Here is an 18,855-nt window from a genome sequence, read left to right on the forward strand (position 1 = left end):
CCAGGTGACAGCAGGTAACCGACGGTCAGGTCTGGAAGGTCAGAAGCGCTGTCGTTTCATCGTGATGCATTCAGGTGCCGCAACAGTTCCGGAAGCTCCCGGACATGCGAGATGACATGGACTCCGGCGGGAACCGGCTCCGGCGCGCCACGCCCCTTCACGTCGATCCATGCCGCCTGCATGCCGAGACGTACTGCCGGCAGGGCATCTTCCTTCCATGAGTCGCCGACATGCAGCGTGGTGGAGGGGCGGCTGCCCAGACGTGCCATGGCGGCGAGGAAGGGGCGTGCATCCGGCTTGGGCGCCAGCCATTCGCCGGCGGCGATGCTGAACTCGAAATGATGATCCAGCGCCAGGCGTGTCAGGTCGACATTGCCATTGGTGATGGCGCCGAGGCGGTAATGCCGGGCCAGTGAGTCGAGCAGCTCGCTGGCTTCCGGAAATGGCTGCAATTCGTGGCGCAACGCCAGGAAGCGTTCGACGGCCGCATGTGACCAGTGATGGGCCTCCTTTTCGCCATGGCCGGCATCGCGCAGCATGATGCGCATGGCTTCACGGCGCAGCCAGGTGAAATCACCACGCCGCAAGGGGTGTTCCAGCCCGAGTGCCATGCGGCGACGGGTATATTCCTCGAGGGGAAAATCAGTGGCATGACCGATCTCACCGTCCAGCCAGGCGTAGTGTTCCGTCTCGGCGCGCTCCATGATCGGGCGATTGGCCCACAGGGTGTCATCGAGATCGAAGGTCAATGCGGTCAGCGAAGGCGTCGTTACGGGCATCACAGGGGATCATCCTTGAGCGGAACATCAGCAGGGGAGGCGGCGTCAATGTCAGCCGGCGTTGCCTCTTCTGGCCCACGCTGGCGACGTGCACGCGGGTGAGCCTGGTCGTAGGCGCTGGCCAGCTGTTGCCAGTCGAGTCGGGTATACACCTGGGTCGTGGAGAGATGGGCATGGCCCAGCAACTCCTGCACGGCGCGCAGATCGCCACTGGATTCCAGCAGATGGCTGGCGAAGGAATGGCGGAGTCGGTGGGGGTACAGGTGCTCCGGCAGGCCGCGTATCTTCGCTTGCGTCACCAGACGAAGCTGCACGCCGCGTTGTCCCAGCCGCTGGCCTCGCTGGCCGACGAACAGGGCAGTCTCGTCAGCAGGCGCGAGTTGGCCACGCACCTTCAGCCAGGCATCCAGCGCCTGACGCGCCCGCGAGCCGATGGGCAGCTGGCGAGGCTTGTTGCCCTTGCCGCGCACGCGCAGGCGGCGTGTCTCCAGCATGTCGAGGTCGAGACTGACCAGTTCCGAGAGTCGCAGCCCCGAGCCGTAGAGCAGCTCCAGCATGGCCTGATCGCGGATCGCCAGCGGCGTGCCGTCGTGCGGGCAGTCGAGAAAGCGTGACAGGCTGTCGATGTCCACCGGGCGAGGGAGGTGGTCCGGCAGGCGCGGTGTCTGTACCAGGCCCGCCGGGTTGTGCGCCAGAATGCCGTGATCGACCAGCCAGCCACAGAAACGACTGATCGCCGCGCGACGTCGGGCCAGTGAACGGGGGGCGAGCCCACGACTGCGCTCAGCGCCCAGAAAGCGACGCAGCGTCGGCACATCCAGGGCCTGCCAGTCTGCAGGAGGCTGTGCGGTGGCGCTGGTCTCGGCATCCACCGTGGTCTCGGCCGGTGAGGGGCGCAACATGAAGTGGATCAGTGCCTCGAGATCGCGCTGATAGGCGCTCACGGTCGCCGCGCTGCTGTCCTGGGCAAGATGGGCGAGAAACTGCTGGCAAGGGCGGGTCAGCGCCTGGCGCCTCGCAGTGTCGAGGGAGTCATCCGGGAGGTCAGAGGCGCTCATCGCGCGGCCTGATCATCACGCGAGGCAGCGGAGTCTGACGTGTGACTCGTCGCATGACGCCCGAGGCAGCGCGCCAGCACATCGCCGAGATATTCGGGGAAGAGAGTGTCGAGTCCGGCACGGAACTGCTCGGCCTCGGCACTGGCGACCACCAGATAGCCCAGACATTCGCCACGGGTCAGACGCACGATGACGGCGGAGCCGCGCGTGGCATCCGCCTGGCTGGCCTCGACCAGATCGTGGCACTCCGCCCCCAGCGGCCAGTCATGGTCCGGCAGCAGGGCTTCCCAGCGCGTGCGTGGCATCGCCAGACAACGGCTGGCGCGGCCTTCGAGCAGGCGCTCGAATTGCTCGGCACGCGCATCATCGAGCACCTGACGCGGTGGCTGGGTCGCGGGGCCGGCGCCGCGCTGCCACAGGCAGACGGCGGCGATGTCGAACAGCTCGCTGAGACGGGTTGCCAGAGTCTCCGCGAGGGCATCATCCGATTCGGCATCCATCAGATCCAGCACGATCTGACGCAGTCGCTGATAGCGGCTTTCATTGTCGCGGGCGGTATTGAGCAGCTCCTCGAGACGCGCCTCGGCCTGCTCGGTTCGTCCGCGCAGGTCATGCACCAGCCGCTCCAGCAGCGAGACGCTGCCACCGCGTGCTTCGGGGTGTGGCACGCGCAGCTGCTGGAGCAACCCTTCCCGACCCTCGAAGAAATCCGGATGCGTGGCCAGCCACTCGGCGACCCGGTCCGGGTCCAGCGTGCGCGGGCGGCGTGAGGCGGATGGCTCGGCCATATGGCTCTCCTTGCGAGGGTTGGCGACGGGACGCCAGCGCTTCGCGCAGGCGTCCCCTGTCAGCGGCGGCTTACAGGATGATGCGGCCTTCGAAGACGGTCTCGGCAGGGCCGGTCATGAAGACAGGGTGACCTTCGCCGCCCCATTCGATGCTCAGGGTGCCGCCAGGCAGCGTGACATCGACAGGACTGGCGAGCAGGCCACGACGAATGCCGGAAGCGACGGCCGCACAGGCACCGGTGCCACAGGCCAGCGTCTCGCCGACGCCACGCTCGAAGACGCGCAGGCGTGCTTCATGGGGCGAGACGACTTCCAGGAAGCCGGCATTGACGCGCCTGGGGAAGCGCGGATGCGCTTCGATCAGCGGACCGACCTCTCGTACCGGTGCCTCGTCGACGCTGTCGACCAGCAGCACCGCATGGGGGTTGCCCATCGAGACGACACCGATCTCCAGGGACTCGCCGCCGACCTCCAGCGCATGCACCGGCAGATCCGTCTCGGCCTCGAAGGGCAGCGCGGCGGGGGCGAAGCGCGGAGCACCCATGTCGACGCGGACTCGCCCGTCATCGGCCACCACCAGTGTCAGCGGGCCACCGGCGGTCTCGACGCGGATCTCGCGCTTGGTGGTCAGGCGCTGATTGAGCACGAAGCGCGCAAAGCAGCGGGCCCCGTTGCCGCAGTTCTCGACCTCGCTGCCATCGGCATTGTAGATGCGATAGCGGAAGTCCATGTCCGGGTCACGGGGTGGCTCGACCACCAGCAGCTGGTCGAAGCCGATACCGAAATTGCGATGCGAAAGCCGTCGGATATCGGCATCGCGCAGGCGGCCACGCTGGGAGATCAGGTCAATGACCATGAAGTCATTGCCCAGACCGTGCATCTTGGTGAAGTGCACCAGCATCAGTCATCACCTTCCGGCAGCAGTTGCTCACCGGTCCACAGTTCTTCCAGACGTTCGCGGCGACGCACCAGGTGCATCTGGCCGCCATCCACCATCACTTCGGCGGGACGACAGCGGCTGTTGTAGCTGGAGGCCATCACGAAGCCATAGGCGCCGGAGGAGCGAACGGCAAGCAGGTCGCCCGGGGCGATGGCCAGTTCGCGGTCCTTGCCCAGGAAGTCGCCTGTCTCGCAGACCGGGCCGACCACGTCGTAGCTGGCGCTTGCACGTGACTCGCGCGTGTCGACGGGCACGATGTTCTGCCACGCCTGATACAGCGACGGACGGATCAGGTCATTCATGCCGGCATCGATGATGGCGAAGTTCTTCTCTTCGCCGGGCTTGAGGTACTCGACACGGGTCAGCAGGACGCCGGCGTTGGCGGCGATGGAGCGACCCGGCTCGAACAGCAGTGTCATCTCGTTGCCATGCTCGTAGCGCGCCAGGCGTTCCAGCAGGGCGCTTGCGTAGGCGAAGGGCTCCGGCGGCGTCTCGTTCTGGTAGGGCACGCCGAGGCCGCCGCCGAGATCCAGATGCTCGATGATGATGCCGCGCTCGCGCAGGCGATCCAGCAGCACCAGCAGGCGCTCGAGGGAGTCGAGGAACGGCGCCAGCTCGGTCAGCTGGGAGCCGATATGACAATCGACGCCTACCACCTTGACGTGCTCCATGGCGGCGGCGGTCTCGTAGACCTCCAGCGCCTGCTCGACAGGAATGCCGAACTTGTTGGCCTTGAGGCCGGTGGAGATGTACGGGTGGGTGCCGGCATCGACGTCCGGATTGATGCGCAGCGACACCGGTGCGATACGCCCGAGGCGACCGGCGACGGCATTGAGGCGCTCAAGCTCGGGCAGCGATTCGACGTTGAAGCACTTGATGCCCAGCTCCAACGCGCGCTGCATCTCGGCGGCCTGCTTGGCGACGCCGGAGAACACGACCTTGGCGGGGTCTCCGCCGGCCTTGAGGACGCGTTCCAGCTCACCGGCGGAGACGATGTCGAAGCCGGCACCCAGACGTGCCAGCACGTTGAGCACCGCCAGGTTGGAGTTGGCCTTCACGGCGTAACAGATCAGATGCGGGTGGTCGCCCAGCGCATCCTGATAGGCCTTGAAGTGGCGCTCCAGCGTGGCACGGCTGTAGACGTAGCAAGGCGTGCCGAACTGCTCGGCCAGCGTGGCGAGAGAGGCGTCTTCGGCGTGCAGCACGCCATCCTGATATACGAAGTGATCCATGATCCGGCCTGCAAGATGTCGCGCCGGCGGGTATCACCCGCCGGAGATGTAAGGGGGGCTCAGGCGTCGCTGCCGGAAGTCTCGGTAGCGGCGGTGCGCTCTGTCTCGGCGGCAGCCGGTGCAGGGGCGGGTGCCTCGGCACGTTGACCGCCGGCATCGGCGTCCGCCGGCAGATACAGCGGGCCCTTCTGACCGCAGCCGGTCAGAAGGCCTGCACCCAGCAGCAGGCCCGCAAGGGTACGAAGGGCGTGACGGGCGGACTGGCTCATCAGATGACGCATCGGGCGGCCTCCTGGCAGCTGACGATGAAGCGGTGAGGGCCTGACGGTGCATTACACGGTCAGGCCCCGACTTGACGGTTTCAGGCGCGGCTGGTCAGCGCCTCACGTGCACGCTGCACGGCAGCACGCACCTGATTCGGCGCGGTGCCCCCGATGTGATTGCGCGCCGCGACGGAACCTTCCAGCGTGAGCACGTCGAAGACGTCCTGTTCGATGGTGTCGGAGAACTGCTTGAGTTCATCCAGCGTCATCTCGGACAGGTCACGCTTCTGCTCGATGCCGAAGGCGACGGACTTGCCGACGATCTCGTGGGCATCCCGGAAGGCGACACCCTTGCGCACCAGGTAATCCGCCAGATCAGTCGCGGTGGCGAAGCCCTTGCTGGCCGAGGCGTACATGTTGTCGGACTTGGCGCGGATCGCCGGAATCATGTCGGCGAAGGCGCGCAGGCTGCCGCGTACGGTATCGATGGTATCGAACAGCGGCTCCTTGTCTTCCTGATTGTCCTTGTTGTAGGCCAGCGGCTGGGACTTCATCAGGGTCAGCAGGCTCATCAGGTGGCCATAGACACGGCCGGTCTTGCCACGCACCAGTTCCGGCACGTCCGGGTTCTTCTTCTGCGGCATGATGGAGGAACCGGTGCAGAAGCGATCCGGCAGATCGATGAAGTCGAACTGGGCGCTGGTCCACAGCACCAGCTCTTCGCTCATGCGTGACAGGTGCATCATCAGCAGGCTGGCGAAGCTGGTGAATTCGATGGCGAAGTCACGGTCGCTGACGGAGTCGAGGCTGTTCTCGGTCGGACGATCGAAGCCGAGCAGCTCGGTGGTGACGTGGCGGTCGATGGGGAAGGTGGTACCGGCCAGCGCCGCGGCGCCCAGCGGCAGCACGTTCATGCGGGCACGGCAGTCACGCAGGCGGTCCTGGTCACGGGCGACCATTTCCTGCCACGCCAGCAGATGGTGGCCGAAGGTGACCGGCTGAGCGCTCTGCAGGTGAGTGAAGCCCGGCATGATGGTGTCGGCTTCCTGCTCGGCCAGGCCCAGCATGCCTTCCCGCAGACGCGTCAGCTCGGCGTCGATGACGTCGATCTCGTCGCGCAGGTAAAGGCGGATGTCGGTGGCCACCTGATCATTGCGTGAGCGACCGGTGTGCAGCTTCTTGCCGGTGTTGCCGATCTTGGCGGTCAGACGTGCCTCGATGTTCATGTGCACATCTTCCAGCGCGACGGACCACTCGAATTCGCCGCGAGCGATCTCTTCGCTGATCTCCTTCAGTCCTTCGATGATGGTGTCGCGCTCTTCCTCGCTCAGCACGCCGACGCCGGCCAGCATGGTGGCGTGGGCGATGGAGCCGCGAATGTCGTGCTGCGCCATGCGCTGATCAAAATCGACGGACGCGGTGAAGCGGGCCACGAAGGCATCGGTCGGCTCGCTGAAGCGGCCGCCCCAGGACTGATTGGTAGATTCGCTCATCGGGATCTCGAATTGTGGTGACATGTCCAGAGTTCGGCGTCCGGTGCACGGTCGCGCAGCCGGTATCGTTGACCTTGGAGTGTACCAGACTCCGTCGGATGGGCGAGGGGGGCGCGCACCAAGATGCGTTGCGGCCAGGGAGGCGTGTCATCGTGACGCTTCCGGGGATTTTCCCCTTGGCCATCAGTGGCTTTATGATGACGGTATCCGGTGGCGGCCAATGTTGGCCGTCACGAACGTTTCGACTGTCGCGCCAGCGTCGCGCGTCCCAAGGAGAATGCCGTGTCCCGCCGTGAGACCCTGCGTATCGCGACCCGCAAGAGCCTGCTTGCCCTGTGGCAGGCTGAACACGTCAAGGCACGTCTGGAAGCCCTGCATCCCGGCTTGACGGTCGAGCTGGTGCCGATGTCCACGCGGGGCGACAAGATTCTTGACACGCCGTTGGCCAAGATCGGCGGCAAGGGCCTGTTCGTGAAGGAACTGGAAGAAGCCATGCTGGATGGCCGCGCCGACATCGCCGTGCACTCCATGAAGGACGTGCCGATGCATTTCCCGGAATCGCTGGGATTGGCCGTGATTCTCGAGCGCCATGCGCCCACCGATGCGTTCGTCTCCAACGACCACGCCAACTTTGACGCGCTCCCCCGGGGGGCTCGCCTGGGCACCTCCAGCCTGCGTCGTGGCCTGCAGGCCAAGGCCGCCCGTCCGGATCTCGAGGTGCTCAGCCTGCGCGGCAATGTCCAGACGCGTCTCGGCAAGCTGGATGCCGGTGAGTTCGACGCCATCATCCTCGCCACCTCCGGCCTGCAGCGCCTCGAACTGGATGCACGCATCACCGCCGAGATGGACGCCGAGACCTGTCTGCCGGCCTGTGGACAAGGCGCGCTGGGCATCGAATGCAATCTCCAGGACGAGGAGATTCTTGCGCTGCTCGAGCCGCTGGCTCATGAAGACTCCAGTCGTTGCGTGCTGGCCGAGCGCGCCATGAATACGCATCTGGAAGGTGGCTGCCAGGTACCGATCGGTGGCTATGCCGTGCTGGAAGAGGGTGGCAGGCAGCTGTGGTTGCGGGCACTGGTCGGCAATCCCGATGGCAGCGTCATCCTGCGTGCCGAGGCGCGTGGTCCGGCCGATACGCCCGAAGCGCTGGGCATCGCCGTGGCGGAAGATCTGTTGCAGCAGGGGGCCGGCGAGATTCTGGCGGCGGTCTATGGCGATGCGCGTGACTGATGGTGCCCGCCATGCGGAGGTGGAGGGCCGGGCGATGCCTCGCGCGGCATCGAGTGCGCGGTCGTCTCTTGAAGTGCTGACGACGCGTCCGGGCTCGCGCGGTGCCGTGCTTGATGCGATGCTGAGAGACGTTGGCTGCGCCGTGGAGTGCCTGAAGCTGATGGCGCTCGAGCCGCTGCCGCTGGAGCCCGCCGGGCGTCAGGCGATTCTCGACATCGACCTCTATCGAGGGGTGGTGGTCATCTCGCCTCAGGCCGCCGGCTATCTGGCGGACTGGCTGGAAGACTGGTGGCCGCAATTGCCCGAGGGGCTTGCCTTCTACGCGGTGGGCTCCGCGACGGCAGAGGTACTCCACTCACGCCTCGGCGTTCGGGTGAGAGTGCCGCCACACGCCACGCGTGGCGCACATGTCGAGGTGGATGCCCCGGTCGGCACGACCAGCGAGGCCCTGCTCTCGCTGCCGTCCCTGCAGCAGCTTCAGGGGCAGCGCTGGCTGCTGGCGGCCGGAGAAGGCGGGCGCGCCCTGCTGGAGGACACCCTGGTGGCACGCGGTGCCCAGGTGACGCGTCTGGCGCTTTATCGACGCCTTCCGTTGGCTTTGTCCTCTCAACAGGCTGGCCGTCTGGCGGCGGGCGCGTATGATGCAATGGTGGTGACCAGCAATACGCTGCTTGAGGCGGTAGTGACCTCGGCAACGACGCGGACCTTGAACCAACCGCTAATCGTGTCGAGCAACCGTTTGGCTACACTGGCACACGCTCATGGGTTCGAGCGCGTGACGGTCGCCGCGGATGCCTCACCCGGGGCCCTGAGGCAGGCAGTGCTGGATGCCTGCGCCCCGACTCGCCATGCGAGAGAGACCGGCGCCACTGCGCCTGGTCCGCGCGAGGCCATCGATTCCCAAGAATCCGGAAAAGGGCAAGCGTAGATGAGCAACCGAGAACACGATCAGGAAGACCACGGCTCTGCCGGCACCACGCCAGGCAAGCCGAGCGACAAGGATGCTGCCGCTCGCGCATCAGATGCCTCTTCCGCTCCCGGCGAACACGCCGAAGACACTGCCTCTGGCCGCCCTGGCGCCGAGGCCTCCCGTTCGTCCTCCTCTTCCTCGTCATCCGCCACGGCTGACGCCCCACGTGAGCGACGCTCGCGTGGCGGGCGCAACCGTCGTGGACGGGGAAAGGGACAGGGCAGCTCCTCCTCTTCATCCTCCACTGCCAGCGAGTCCACGCCCGTGAGCCAGACTTCCGACGATAACGCCTCGACGCCTTCCGGCGCGAAATCTCCCTTCCCGAAGCAGACCGATACCGCGCCTGCCGCCGAGACGACCACTGCCTCGACGGCGTCCGGCAAGGGCGCTGCCTCAGGCAAGGGAGGGGCTTCAGACAAGAGCGGCGTGACGGGCAAGAGTGCCGGTGCCGCCGTGGGTGGCGCGGGAGGAGGCACGCCGCCGAGCGAGCCGCAGGGCAGCAAGAAGAGTGCTGCCGGCGGCATCGCACTGGTGCTGGTCATTCTTCTTGCCATCGTCGTCGCGGTACTGGCCTGGTTCGGCTGGCAGCGTCTGAACGCCCTGCCGGATGCCCAGGGCCTCGACAAGCAGGTCAGCGAATCCGTGACCCAGCAGGTCGGCCAGGTCGAGAGCAAGGTCGCCAGCCTGTCCGGCAAGCTCGACAAGAACGCGTCGCAGGTCAGTGATCTCGACAAGCGTCTGTCCGGCGAGAGCCAGCAGACCGAGCAGGCGCTCAACAAGGTGCTCGAGGAGCTCAGCAAGACCCAGCAGACCGATGCCCGCGACTGGCATTACGCGGAGGCCGAATACCTGCTGCGTCTCGCCAATCAGCGCCTGCAGCTGGAGCGTGACGTGAACGGTGCCGACGCACTGCTCGAGAACGCCGATGCGCGTATCGACGAGGCGGACAACCCCGCCCTGCTGCCGGTTCGCAAGGCGATCCAGTCCGAGCTGGCCAGCCTCGACAGCGTGCCGCGTGTCGACCGCAGTGGCATCTACCTGGCGCTGCTCGCCGAGCAGGAACAGCTGGCGCGTCTGCCGCTCAAGCAGGACGTGGCCGAGATCGCCGCCAAGGTCGAGAACGACGCTCCGCCCACCGGCGGCTGGCAGCAGCAGCTGGCGCGCTTCGGCAATGAGCTGAAGAATCTGGTCACCGTGCGTCGTCACGATGAGGCGCTGGAAGCCCTGATCACGCCGGAGCAGGAATCCTATCTGCGCCAGAACGTGCGTCTGGTGCTCGAGCAGGCCCAGCTGGCGCTGCTCAAGGAAGAGCCGAAGCTGTATCAGGCGGCCATCGACAAGGCGATCACGCTGGTCAACGGCTACTACGACACCAAGACCGATGGCGTGCAGAATGCCGTCGCCAAGCTGGAAGACCTCAAGGGCAAGACCATCCGCCCGGAGCTTCCGGATATCTCCGCATCTCTCAACACGCTGCGTGAGCTGATCGAACGCCGCGCCCAGTCCGGGGGTGGTGAGGCATGAGAAAACTGATACTGCTGATCATCATCGGCCTGGCCATCGGTGCGCTGTTCGGTCAGCTGATGCAGTCGTTCCCCGGATATTGGCTGATTCGTGTCGGTGATACCTCGGTCCAGACGTCCTTCTGGTTCGGGCTGGTGCTGCTCTTGGGCGCCTTCGTGGTGCTGCACTTCGGCCTGCGTCTGCTGTCGCGTTTCGCGCATCCGTTCTCGCGCCTCAAGGTGTGGAACAGCCGCACGCGCCATCGCAATGCCACCCGCAAGACCGTGCGTGGCCTGGTGGCACTGGCCGAAGGCCGCTGGAAGCGTGCCGAGAAGTCGCTGACCCATTCCGCGGAAGACTCCAGCACACCGCTGGTCAACTATCTGTCCGCAGCACTCGCTGCCCACTATCAGGGGCGTTTCGAGCAGGCGGATACGCTGCTCAAGCGTGCTCATGAGTCCACTCAGGGCTCCGAGAGTGCCGTGGGGCTGGTGCAGGCGCAGCTGATGCTGGATCGCCAGCAGCACGAGCAGGCACTCGCGACGCTGACGCGTCTCGACAAGCAGCTCGGCGAGCACCCGCAGGTCCTCAAGCTGCTCAAGCAGGCGTATCTGGCGGTGAATGACTGGGATGGCCTGCGTCGCCTGATGCCGCGTCTCGACAAGCAGGACCTCATCTCGCCGGAAGAGAAGAAGGAGCTGGAACAGCGCGCCTACGTGGCACTGATCCAGCAGGCCGCGCGCAATCCGGAAGACATCGAGCGCGTGCGCAACCTGTGGGCCGACATGCCGGACCACCTGCGCAGCGACGTGAATCTGGTCGCCCTGTATGCCGAGGCATTGATCGCCGGTGGGCAGGAAGGGCTGGCAGAGCGCCTGCTGCGTCACTCGCTGAAGGAATGCTGGGATTCACGCCTGGTGCTGCGCTATGGCCTGCTGGACGTGGATGCGCCGCGTCAGCTGGTGTATGCCGAGAAGTGGCTGCAGGAGCGTCCGAATGACCCGGACCTGCTGCTGTCGCTGGGTCGACTGGCATTGCGCAATGCCAACTGGGGCAAGGCGCAGGAGTATTTCGAGGCCAGTCAGCGTCAGCGTCCGAGCGGCACGGTGTGTGCCGAGCTGGCACGTCTGTTCGCCAACCTTGGCGAGCACAACAAGAGCCAGCTCTACTACCGCCAGAGCGTCGAGCTGCTGGATCGTTCACTGCCGGCGCTGCCGCAGCCCAGCAAGGACAACGCCTGATCGACGCCGCCCGTCGGGCGGCGCTGCACATTGTTTCCTCATTTCGCGAGAAGATGAAAAACTGCCGCCGGCCAGGTCTCTGGTCGGTGGACATTGGTTACTCTCCGGGTATCCGCGTTCATGCCATGGCGTGACGGGATACCCTTCTTTTTGCCTGTCAGATGGCGCTTTTCCCCCTCCGTGGTGGTGCGGGTCTGAGCCGGTAGCGGTCTCGGGCGGCCCTGCAAGACTCGGGGTTGCAGACCCTGCAACCGGCGATCCATGCCCGCCGTGGGGCGCTGGGCACCCATGGCGCTGGCTGTCGGCATTTCCTCCGTGCGATGATTCCGCGTGATGAATGATCTGCCGTCACGGCAGGCCATTCCTGAGCCTTGTTCGGCTTATCCCCAAGACATAATGGAGTCTGCATGTTGCAAAAGTCCCTGGCCCTGATGGGCGCCTCCGTACTGGCCGTGTCACTTGCCGGCTGTGCCGCTACCGGCAACAGCTCTTCCGGCAACACCGCCAGTTCCTCCAGCTCCTCCAGCTCCATGATGAGCCTGGCCAGCAGCATGCTGAGCAGCCAGACGGGCCAGTCCCTGCCGGCAGCCGACCTGATGTCCAGCCTGACCTCCCAGCTGGGCGTGTCTTCCACCCAGGCGCTGGGTGGCTCCGCTGCCATGCTGGCACTGGCTCAGTCCCAGCTGGGTTCCAGCGCGACCTCCGAGCTGTCCAGTGAAGTGCCGCAGCTGTCCAGCCTGACCAGCAGCAGCTCTCTCTCGACCCTGTCCAGCCTTGCCAGCCTGAGCGGCAATGACAATGCCACGGCATTGGCCAGCACCGTCGGCAATGTCGATGACAGTACGTCTCTGGACAGCGCCTTCTCCGCGCTGGGCATGGACAGCAGCATGGTGTCCCAGTTCGCGCCGGTGCTGCTCAGCTACATGGGTGGCGAAGGTGTCAGCTCGACGCTGCTGAGCTCACTGTCTGGCCTGTGGGGCACCGGCTCCTGAGCCAGCCTCGCGCATGAGGTGTGAGGCATCGGTTTACGCCCGCACATGAAAACGCCCCCGAGCCATTGGCTCGGGGGCGTTTTCGTTTCAGTCCGGCGCCCATCGCAGGCAGCCGTGTCGGGATACCCCGGGCGCGCGATCAGTCGCCGTCGGCATCCGGTTGGGTGGTCTGACGGATGCGCTGTTCCTCGGCATCCACGACTTCGCCGTCCTTGGTGGCATGGCGGGTCAGCGGGGTCTCCTCGCGACGCTGAGCCACCTTGGCGGCGGCCTCACGCTGCTCGGGAGTCTTCGGCTGACCGGCGGCGGAGCCATCGATCACGAACGGTTCGTGCATGGTGCGAACGTTGGCCGGCGGCGCACCACCGTCCTTGTCCTGACCGAAGTACATGGTCATGTGCGGGAACGGGATCTCGATGCCGGCGGCGTCGAAGTGCTGCTTCACGAGCTTGTTGTACTCGCGGCCGATGGCCCACTGGTTGCCCGGGCTGGTCTTGATCATCACACGGATGTTGACCGAGCTGTCGGCGAGCGACGAGACGCCAGCGATGGTGACCGGCTCGAGAATCTCCGCGCCATAACTGCTTTCCTGGAGTTCGTCGAAGGCCGCACGCAGGTGCACGATGGCGTGATCGACGTTCTCGCGGTAGGAAATGCCGTACTCGCCGACATGGTAGGCGAAGTCACGCATGTAGTTGGAGACGGTATCCACCGAGGAGAACGGCACGATATGGAAGGTGCCGGACAGATCGCGGATGCCCACCGAGCGGATGGTCAGGCGTTCCGCCGTCCCGGTCACGCCACCGGCGGTGACCACGTCACCGGTGTTGATGGCATTCTCGAGCTGGATGAACACGCCGGTGATAATGTCCTGCACCATCTTCTGGGCCCCGAAACCGATCGCCAGACCGAGCACCCCGGCACCGGCCAGCAGCGGCGCGATGTCGATGCCGATCTCCGACAGCACGATCATCGCGGTGAAGACGATCATCGCGATGGCGATGGCATTGCGGAACAGTGCCAGCAGGGTTTCCACGCGTGAGGAGGGCTTGCCCTTGCCGGTATCCGGATTGAGCTTGTGCTCGATCAGGCTGGCGATGCCGACCCAGATCACGACCGCGAAGGCGAGGATGAACAGCACATGGAAGATGCGTGACAGCAGCAGGGCCCCGGCGTCCGTTGCCAGCCAGTCGCCAAGCGCCACGATGCTCCAGGCATTCAGCACCATGCCGACCACGACGACCAGGATGATGGCGCGCATGATGCGCAGTGCGGTCGGGATGTAGGAGTTGAGGCGCGTCTCCAGCATCGGCAGCTGACCACGCAGCTTGTCGGACACCTGGATGCGCTTGCCGATCAGCTGCGTCAGCACGCGAGACAGCAGTGCCCCGCCACCGATGGCGAGCAGCGTCTTGAGCGTCGCGGCCATCATGAAGGGCAGCGCCTCTTCCGGTGTCGTCTGCGAGATGATGAACAGGGTCGCGAAGTAGGCCAGCGCGATCAGGTGCCAGGTACGCGCCAGAATGCGCAGGCAGACGGCGATGAAGGCATTGTGGGTCTCGCGGGCCTGATCGAGCAGGCGGTCACGCAGCAGAACACGGTTGCGGCTGATGACCACGATGGCCCAGATCAGCGCGATACCCATGATCAGCAGGCTGACGAAGCTGCCCACGGCCGGTGCCAGATTGTTGTTGATCATCGGTACCACGACGAGGATACCGTAGCCGATGAAGCCGGCGAGCAATGCCAGTGAGCGATTCCAGTAGCGGGCGACCTCATCTCGCATCGGCATCAGGCGCAGGCCCTGGTAGCCGGAGGAGAACAGCATGCGCATCAAGGCCTTGACCAGCTCGATCACCAGATAGGCATTCAGGAACATCGACTCGCGCTGTCCTATCACGCCCTGTTCGCCATAGGCGAAGATGGCCAGCAGATAGCCCCCCAGGAACGCCAGACCGATCACGGCCACGTCGACGATCGCCGCGATGATCACTGCCATCAGGGTGCGCAGCAGCGGGCTGCGGTGCTGACCATCCAGCGACCATTGGCTGACGCGACTGAAGAGCGGATGGGCCAGCCGGCGCAGGACCAGGAACAGCCCGATGGTGGAGATGACCACCAGCCCCAGACTGATGGCTTCGGTCATGAAGCGCTCCCAGTCGATGCTGCTGGCATCTTCACTGCCGAGGCCGCTGAGTGTCTGGATCATTCGGTCCAGGGTCGCGGAAAGCTCTGCGACAAGCTCCTGGCTGATCTCGGCCAGCTGGCGGGACAGTGACGGTGAGTCCTCGCTCAGCGTGACTTCCGTCCCCGCCACCTCGGCTGCCTGTTCGCTCGTCTTGCTGTCCAGTTGGCGCAAGCCTTCAATCAGTGCCTCACGCTGGTCGGGGTCCTCGAGTAACGTCGCCAGACTCTCATAAGACGAGCTGGCGGCGTCAGCATCGCTGGCGGGGGCGGCATGCGCCAAGCCACTGACGCTGAGGCACAGCATGATCGCCAGTGCCATCAGGCCCTGTAACCAGCCGGCACTCAGGCGCGAGGCGATCGATGACGTTGCGGTTTGCGCGGGAGGGGAGTGGGGGGGGATCGGGGTCGCCACTGATGGCTTCTCCTGTCTGGTGAATGTCGGATGGAGATGGAGTCGAGTCATGCGGGCTCCCTGAGGTGACTCGGAGGCACCCGGATAGCTGAGCGTCTGTGCCTTTTGGACATCGGCATGGCCACGTCATACGTCAGGCGCTGTCGATTGGATGTGGGAGCGTGATGTGCGCATCCCGCGCACGCACTCTCCTGTGTTATCGGGGCGATTGCAGGTAACCCAACCCCCGATGACGGTATGCGAGAGATTCTTCAGCGCCACAGCCTGCGGCAGCGCTGCGCATCCTTCAAGCCTTGCTCACCGGATTGTTGCAATGTCGCGTTGCAGGAACTGATGTGGCCCGATGGCTGGACAGGCGGTATTGTTGCGATCAATTATTATTACCATCCGATCTCGCGCCCTGATATTCGCTCCCTGGAGAAACGAATGACCCACTCTTCCCATGTGTTTGCTGTTCCTGCCCTGTCCCGCCTGCGTCGTGGGCTGATGGCGTCACTGGCGGTCGTGTTGATGGGAGCCACGGTGTCTGCCGAGGCTCGTGAGGTCCAGACCGCCTATGGTGAACTGGAGCTCGAGGGCACTCCGCGGCGCGTGGTGACGCTCTATGAAGGGGCATTGGATGTGGCGGTCGCCAGCGAGGTGACGCCGCTGGGCGCGGTCACCACGCGCGGCGGTGATGGCGTGGCCAGCTATCTCCAGTCTCGGGTGCCGGAGATCGAGATCGTCGGTACACCGCGAGAGTTCAATCTCGAGGCCATCGTGGCGCTCAAGCCGGACATGATTCTGGCTCCCCCGGGGCTGGACAAGGCGCAATATCAGCTGATGTCGCGTCTGGCGCCGACCATCGTGCCAGGCGGGGAGGCGCTCAGCCGGGAGGCCTGGAAGCAGCAGAGCCGAGTCTATGCCCTGGCACTCGGGGAAGAGGCCGAAGCGGAGCTCGAGGCGCGTCTGGCCGCCATCGACGCTCACGCGGCGCGCCTGAAGGCCGAGATGACCACACCGCAGACTGCCAGCCTGGTGCGTCGCATGCCGGGTGGCCTGATGGCGATGTCCGATGAGCTGTTCGCGACCGGCTTGCTCGCCGCGACCGGCTATCAGCTGGTGGGCGGGGATCTGGTCAAGCCGGGGCGTCCGCACTCCGACCCGCTGAGCGATGAGAACATGGCGCGCATCGATGCCGACACACTCTTCCTGGCGACCCTGGATGATTCCTCTGAGGCTGCCGCTGACGCCCTGGCGAAGGAGCCGGCCTTCCAGCGTCTCGAGCACGCATCGCGTGACAGTCTGGTCGGCGTCAATGGTCAGTTGTGGACCAGTGCCAGTGGCCCGCTGGCGGCCGAGGCGCTGCTCAAGGACATCGAGCAGGCGCGCAGTGATGGGTAAGCGGGACTGGCCCGTCTCGACTCATCAGGCGTCATGCCGTCAGGTCGGGAGGCAGCATGGCGGCTGAAGGAGCGTCCTCACGGCCTGGCTCCCCACAGACAGCTCTTCGCCCGGCGACCCGCAAGGTCGCCGGGCGTCTGTCGTTGGGGCAGGTCATGCCAGTGGCGTGTCTGGCGGCGGTACTGGCCTGCCTGGCCAGTCTGTTGTGGGGCGCGGGAGATATCGGCCCTGCCCAGGCGTGGGCGGTATTGATGGGGCAGGGCAGCGAGGAGGCCCGCTTCGTGGTCACCGAGCTGCGTGCACCGCGTACCGTGATCGGCATCGCCGTGGGCATGATGCTGGCCTGCGGCGGCGCATTGATGCAGGTGGTCGCACGCAATCCCCTGGCGGAGCCGGGGCTGCTGGGTGTCAGCGCAGGCGCGGCCTTTGCCGTCGCCATCGCCCTGTTGCTGGGGATGGAGGCCGCAGGCCTGCATGTGCTGGTGGCTCAGGCTGGCGCCTTGCTGGGCTGCCTGTTCGTGATGAGCACGGTGCGGCTGAGTGGTGCACGCCAGGACCCCGTGCGCCTGGTACTGGCCGGTGCAGCGCTTTCCAGCCTGCTGGTGGCTCTCACGTCGCTGGTATTGCTGATCGACCAGCGCGCGGCAGACGAGATCCGTTTCTGGGTCATCGGCAGTCTGGCAGGGCGTTCGCTGGAGGCGCTGGGTGGCAGCCTGCCGAGCCTCATGCTCGCCCTCGCGTTGACGCTGTGGCTGGTCAGGCCGCTGGCGGCATTGGCGCTGGGTGAGGCGGTGGCCAGTGGACTTGGCCATCATCCGGGGCGCGTGCGCAAGCTGACGGTACTGGTGGTCGCGTTGCTGGTCGGGGCCGCCACGGCCCTCGCGGGGCCGATCGCCTTCGTGGGACTGGCCGTGCCTTATGTCGCCCGTGCGCTGTGTGGCGCGGATATCCGCCGCACCTTGTGGTTGTGCCTGCCGCTGGGCGTGGTGATGCTGGTGAGCGCCGACGTGGTCTCGCGTCTGCTCGTTCGTCCTTCCGAGTTGCCGCTGGGCGTGCTGACCACGCTGCTGGGCGCGCCGGTACTGATTGCCGTGGTGCGCGCTCGTCGCCTGCCGATTCTGTGAGTCAGGCTTCAATGCGCCGTTCTTCATGACAGATAACCCGGAAATGCCCATGTATCGCTCCGCTCCTTCTTCATCGGCCTCTTCTGATGCCGGGGTGCCTCGGCGCCAGGCATCATGCCCTGTCGCCACGGCACCGGCCGATACGTTCTGGTGGCGCTGCGGTCCCCTGTCGTTGCTGTGGCATCGGGCGCCATTGCTGGCCAACCTCGGTCTGCTGCTGGCACTGCTGAGTGCCTGCGTGGCCGCCTTGATGCTGGGCAGCGCGGGCCTGGGCCCCTACGCCGCCCTGAAGGCCGCGTTCGGCCATGGTGAATTCGCCGATGTCTTCGTGGTCCGGGAGCTGCGGCTGCCGAGACTGCTGGCCGGCCTCGGAACGGGCGCCGCCTTCTCGTTGGCTGGCTGTCTGATGCAGACACTGGCCAGCAACCGTCTCGCCACGCCGGGCATCATCGGCATCGACAATGGCGCGACCGCCTTTGCGGTTGCCTCCGTCGTCGGGCTCGGCGCCTCGCTGGCGCCACCGGCGATGGCACTGAGCGGCGCCGTGGTCGCCACGGCGCTGGCCTTCGGGCTTTCCGGTGGCATCGGCACGCGCGGCTATCGCTTCCTGGTCGCGGGGATCGGCGTCGGGGCGCTGTTCGGTGCCGGTACCCAGTTGATGCTGGCGCGGGTGTCCATCGATGTCGCCAACAGCGCCTATCCGTGGACGGTGGGGAGCCTCAACGCACGGGATGCCTCCTCGCTCGAATGGTTGGGCATTGCCTTGCTGCTGGCGGTGCCGGCGGCGTTGTGGCTGGGGCGAGGGCTCAATACGCTGCGCTTTACCGATTCTGTCGCCATCGGACTTGGTCAGCATGTCGCCCGTGTGCGCATGGCGACGCTGTGGCTCTCGGTACTGCTGACGGCCGCCGCGGTGGCCGTGGCCGGCCCGGTGGGCATGGTGGCGTTGGTCGGTCCCGAGATCGCCCGCTACCTGTCGCGCCACAAGGGAGTGCCCTTGCTGGGTTCGGCATTGGCAGGGGCGCTGGTGATGGTGCTGGCGGACCTCGCGGGACGCACGTTGCTGTCACCTCTCGAGATTCCGGTCGGCATCGTGATGGCGGTGGTCGGTAGCCCCTATCTGCTGTGGATCCTGCTGCGCAGCCCGCGCTAGTCAGGCTGTCCTGTCCGGCCGATGCCCCCATTCACCGTGTGGCTGACATGTCTGCATCACCGACATGAGAGCCGCCCGCAGCCCTCGCGGACCAATCGGGTCACGAG

The 18,855-nt window shown here is 65.8% G+C and carries 15 protein-coding genes and 1 pseudogene; 8 read left to right on the forward strand and 8 right to left on the reverse strand.

All coding sequences use genetic code 11. From position 1 onward, the window contains the following. Positions 1-56 precede the first annotated feature (56 nt). The 7 genes and pseudogenes from ACZYGA_RS14870 to argH all read right to left on the reverse strand — a co-directional run bounded on the left by ACZYGA_RS14870 (position 57) and on the right by argH (position 6,553). Positions 57-779, reverse strand: a complete 723-nt coding sequence (locus tag ACZYGA_RS14870; RefSeq protein WP_084209499.1) for an HAD family hydrolase — start codon at positions 777-779, stop codon at positions 57-59. Beyond that, a complete protein-coding gene (locus ACZYGA_RS14875) occupies positions 779-1,837 on the reverse strand; it encodes a tyrosine recombinase XerC (RefSeq protein ID WP_479399480.1) in 1,059 nt (352 codons plus the stop codon). Before ACZYGA_RS14875 ends, ACZYGA_RS14870 begins: the two co-directional genes overlap by 1 nt. Then, the gene (locus ACZYGA_RS14880) at positions 1,834-2,625 is read right to left on the reverse strand and encodes a DUF484 family protein (protein WP_077379546.1); all 792 of its coding nucleotides are present in this window, start codon (positions 2,623-2,625) and stop codon (positions 1,834-1,836) included. The genes ACZYGA_RS14875 and ACZYGA_RS14880 overlap by 4 nt, the downstream gene beginning before the upstream one ends. Positions 2,626-2,695: 70 nt before the next feature. Then, entirely contained in the window at positions 2,696-3,526 is an 831-nt protein-coding gene (dapF, locus tag ACZYGA_RS14885; protein ID WP_077379544.1) for a diaminopimelate epimerase, read from the reverse strand. Next, entirely contained in the window at positions 3,526-4,797 is a 1,272-nt protein-coding gene (gene lysA / locus ACZYGA_RS14890; RefSeq protein WP_077379542.1) for a diaminopimelate decarboxylase, read from the reverse strand. The genes dapF and lysA overlap by 1 nt, the downstream gene beginning before the upstream one ends. 134 nt (positions 4,798-4,931) lie before the next feature. Continuing rightward, positions 4,932-5,066 (reverse strand): annotated as a pseudogene (lptM, locus tag ACZYGA_RS14895) (LPS translocon maturation chaperone LptM); the annotation flags it as partial. Positions 5,067-5,158: 92 nt separating this feature from the next. Then, positions 5,159-6,553: an argininosuccinate lyase gene (gene argH / locus ACZYGA_RS14900; protein ID WP_077379988.1), complete on the reverse strand. Its 1,395-nt coding sequence runs from the start codon at positions 6,551-6,553 to the stop codon at positions 5,159-5,161. Between the two features lie 282 nt (positions 6,554-6,835). On the opposite strand from argH, the gene hemC reads away from it, so the two are divergent. The 5 genes from hemC (at position 6,836) to ACZYGA_RS14925 (ending at position 12,489) form a co-directional block, all read left to right on the forward strand. Next, the gene (gene hemC, locus ACZYGA_RS14905) at positions 6,836-7,783 is read left to right on the forward strand and encodes a hydroxymethylbilane synthase (protein WP_479399482.1); all 948 of its coding nucleotides are present in this window, start codon (positions 6,836-6,838) and stop codon (positions 7,781-7,783) included. 34 nt (positions 7,784-7,817) lie between these two features. Beyond that, positions 7,818-8,711 (forward strand): uroporphyrinogen-III synthase, encoded by an 894-nt coding sequence (locus ACZYGA_RS14910; protein ID WP_084209845.1) that lies wholly within the window; start codon positions 7,818-7,820, stop codon positions 8,709-8,711. Beyond that, complete coding sequence (locus tag ACZYGA_RS14915; RefSeq protein ID WP_479399484.1) at positions 8,712-10,277, forward strand: uroporphyrinogen-III C-methyltransferase; 1,566 nt, start codon at positions 8,712-8,714, stop codon at positions 10,275-10,277. Continuing rightward, positions 10,274-11,497: a heme biosynthesis HemY N-terminal domain-containing protein gene (locus ACZYGA_RS14920; protein ID WP_077379537.1), complete on the forward strand. Its 1,224-nt coding sequence runs from the start codon at positions 10,274-10,276 to the stop codon at positions 11,495-11,497. Before ACZYGA_RS14915 ends, ACZYGA_RS14920 begins: the two co-directional genes overlap by 4 nt. A 407-nt stretch (positions 11,498-11,904) precedes the next feature. Further along, positions 11,905-12,489 (forward strand): DUF2780 domain-containing protein, encoded by a 585-nt coding sequence (locus ACZYGA_RS14925; protein ID WP_303566225.1) that lies wholly within the window; start codon positions 11,905-11,907, stop codon positions 12,487-12,489. Between the two features lie 139 nt (positions 12,490-12,628). On the opposite strand, the gene ybiO is transcribed toward ACZYGA_RS14925, so the two are convergent. After that, positions 12,629-15,088 carry a mechanosensitive channel protein gene (gene ybiO / locus ACZYGA_RS14930; RefSeq protein ID WP_176493792.1) on the reverse strand — a complete coding sequence of 820 codons (2,460 nt, stop codon included), beginning with the start codon at positions 15,086-15,088 and terminating at the stop codon, positions 12,629-12,631. Between the two features lie 426 nt (positions 15,089-15,514). On the opposite strand from ybiO, the gene ACZYGA_RS14935 reads away from it, so the two are divergent. From ACZYGA_RS14935 to ACZYGA_RS14945, 3 genes are all read left to right on the forward strand, one after another. Beyond that, positions 15,515-16,471 carry an ABC transporter substrate-binding protein gene (locus tag ACZYGA_RS14935; RefSeq protein WP_479399486.1) on the forward strand — a complete coding sequence of 319 codons (957 nt, stop codon included), beginning with the start codon at positions 15,515-15,517 and terminating at the stop codon, positions 16,469-16,471. A 155-nt stretch (positions 16,472-16,626) separates the two neighbouring features. Next, a complete protein-coding gene (locus ACZYGA_RS14940) occupies positions 16,627-17,595 on the forward strand; it encodes a FecCD family ABC transporter permease (protein WP_077379982.1) in 969 nt (322 codons plus the stop codon). A gap of 49 nt (positions 17,596-17,644) precedes the next feature. Continuing rightward, a complete protein-coding gene (locus ACZYGA_RS14945; protein ID WP_077379528.1) occupies positions 17,645-18,748 on the forward strand; it encodes a FecCD family ABC transporter permease in 1,104 nt (367 codons plus the stop codon). Positions 18,749-18,855 lie beyond the last annotated feature (107 nt).

Source organism: Cobetia sp. BL01, from assembly GCF_056493605.1.

Bases quoted from the DNA above. Each gene is read 5' to 3' on its own strand.
- ACZYGA_RS14940 (WP_077379982.1), top strand. From the start codon at position 16,627: ATGCCAGTGGCGTGTCTGGCGGCGGTACTGGCCTGCCTGGCCAGTCTG.
- lysA (WP_077379542.1), bottom strand. From the start codon at position 4,797: ATGGATCACTTCGTATATCAGGATGGCGTGCTGCACGCCGAAGACGCC.
- argH (WP_077379988.1), bottom strand. From the start codon at position 6,553: ATGAGCGAATCTACCAATCAGTCCTGGGGCGGCCGCTTCAGCGAGCCG.
- ACZYGA_RS14935 (WP_479399486.1), top strand. From the start codon at position 15,515: ATGACCCACTCTTCCCATGTGTTTGCTGTTCCTGCCCTGTCCCGCCTG.
- ACZYGA_RS14915 (WP_479399484.1), top strand. From the start codon at position 8,712: ATGAGCAACCGAGAACACGATCAGGAAGACCACGGCTCTGCCGGCACC.
- ACZYGA_RS14910 (WP_084209845.1), top strand. From the start codon at position 7,818: ATGCCTCGCGCGGCATCGAGTGCGCGGTCGTCTCTTGAAGTGCTGACG.
- ACZYGA_RS14920 (WP_077379537.1), top strand. From the start codon at position 10,274: ATGAGAAAACTGATACTGCTGATCATCATCGGCCTGGCCATCGGTGCG.
- ACZYGA_RS14875 (WP_479399480.1), bottom strand. From the start codon at position 1,837: ATGAGCGCCTCTGACCTCCCGGATGACTCCCTCGACACTGCGAGGCGC.
- dapF (WP_077379544.1), bottom strand. From the start codon at position 3,526: ATGCTGGTGCACTTCACCAAGATGCACGGTCTGGGCAATGACTTCATG.
- ACZYGA_RS14880 (WP_077379546.1), bottom strand. From the start codon at position 2,625: ATGGCCGAGCCATCCGCCTCACGCCGCCCGCGCACGCTGGACCCGGAC.
- ACZYGA_RS14945 (WP_077379528.1), top strand. From the start codon at position 17,645: ATGTATCGCTCCGCTCCTTCTTCATCGGCCTCTTCTGATGCCGGGGTG.
- ACZYGA_RS14870 (WP_084209499.1), bottom strand. From the start codon at position 779: ATGCCCGTAACGACGCCTTCGCTGACCGCATTGACCTTCGATCTCGAT.
- ACZYGA_RS14925 (WP_303566225.1), top strand. From the start codon at position 11,905: ATGTTGCAAAAGTCCCTGGCCCTGATGGGCGCCTCCGTACTGGCCGTG.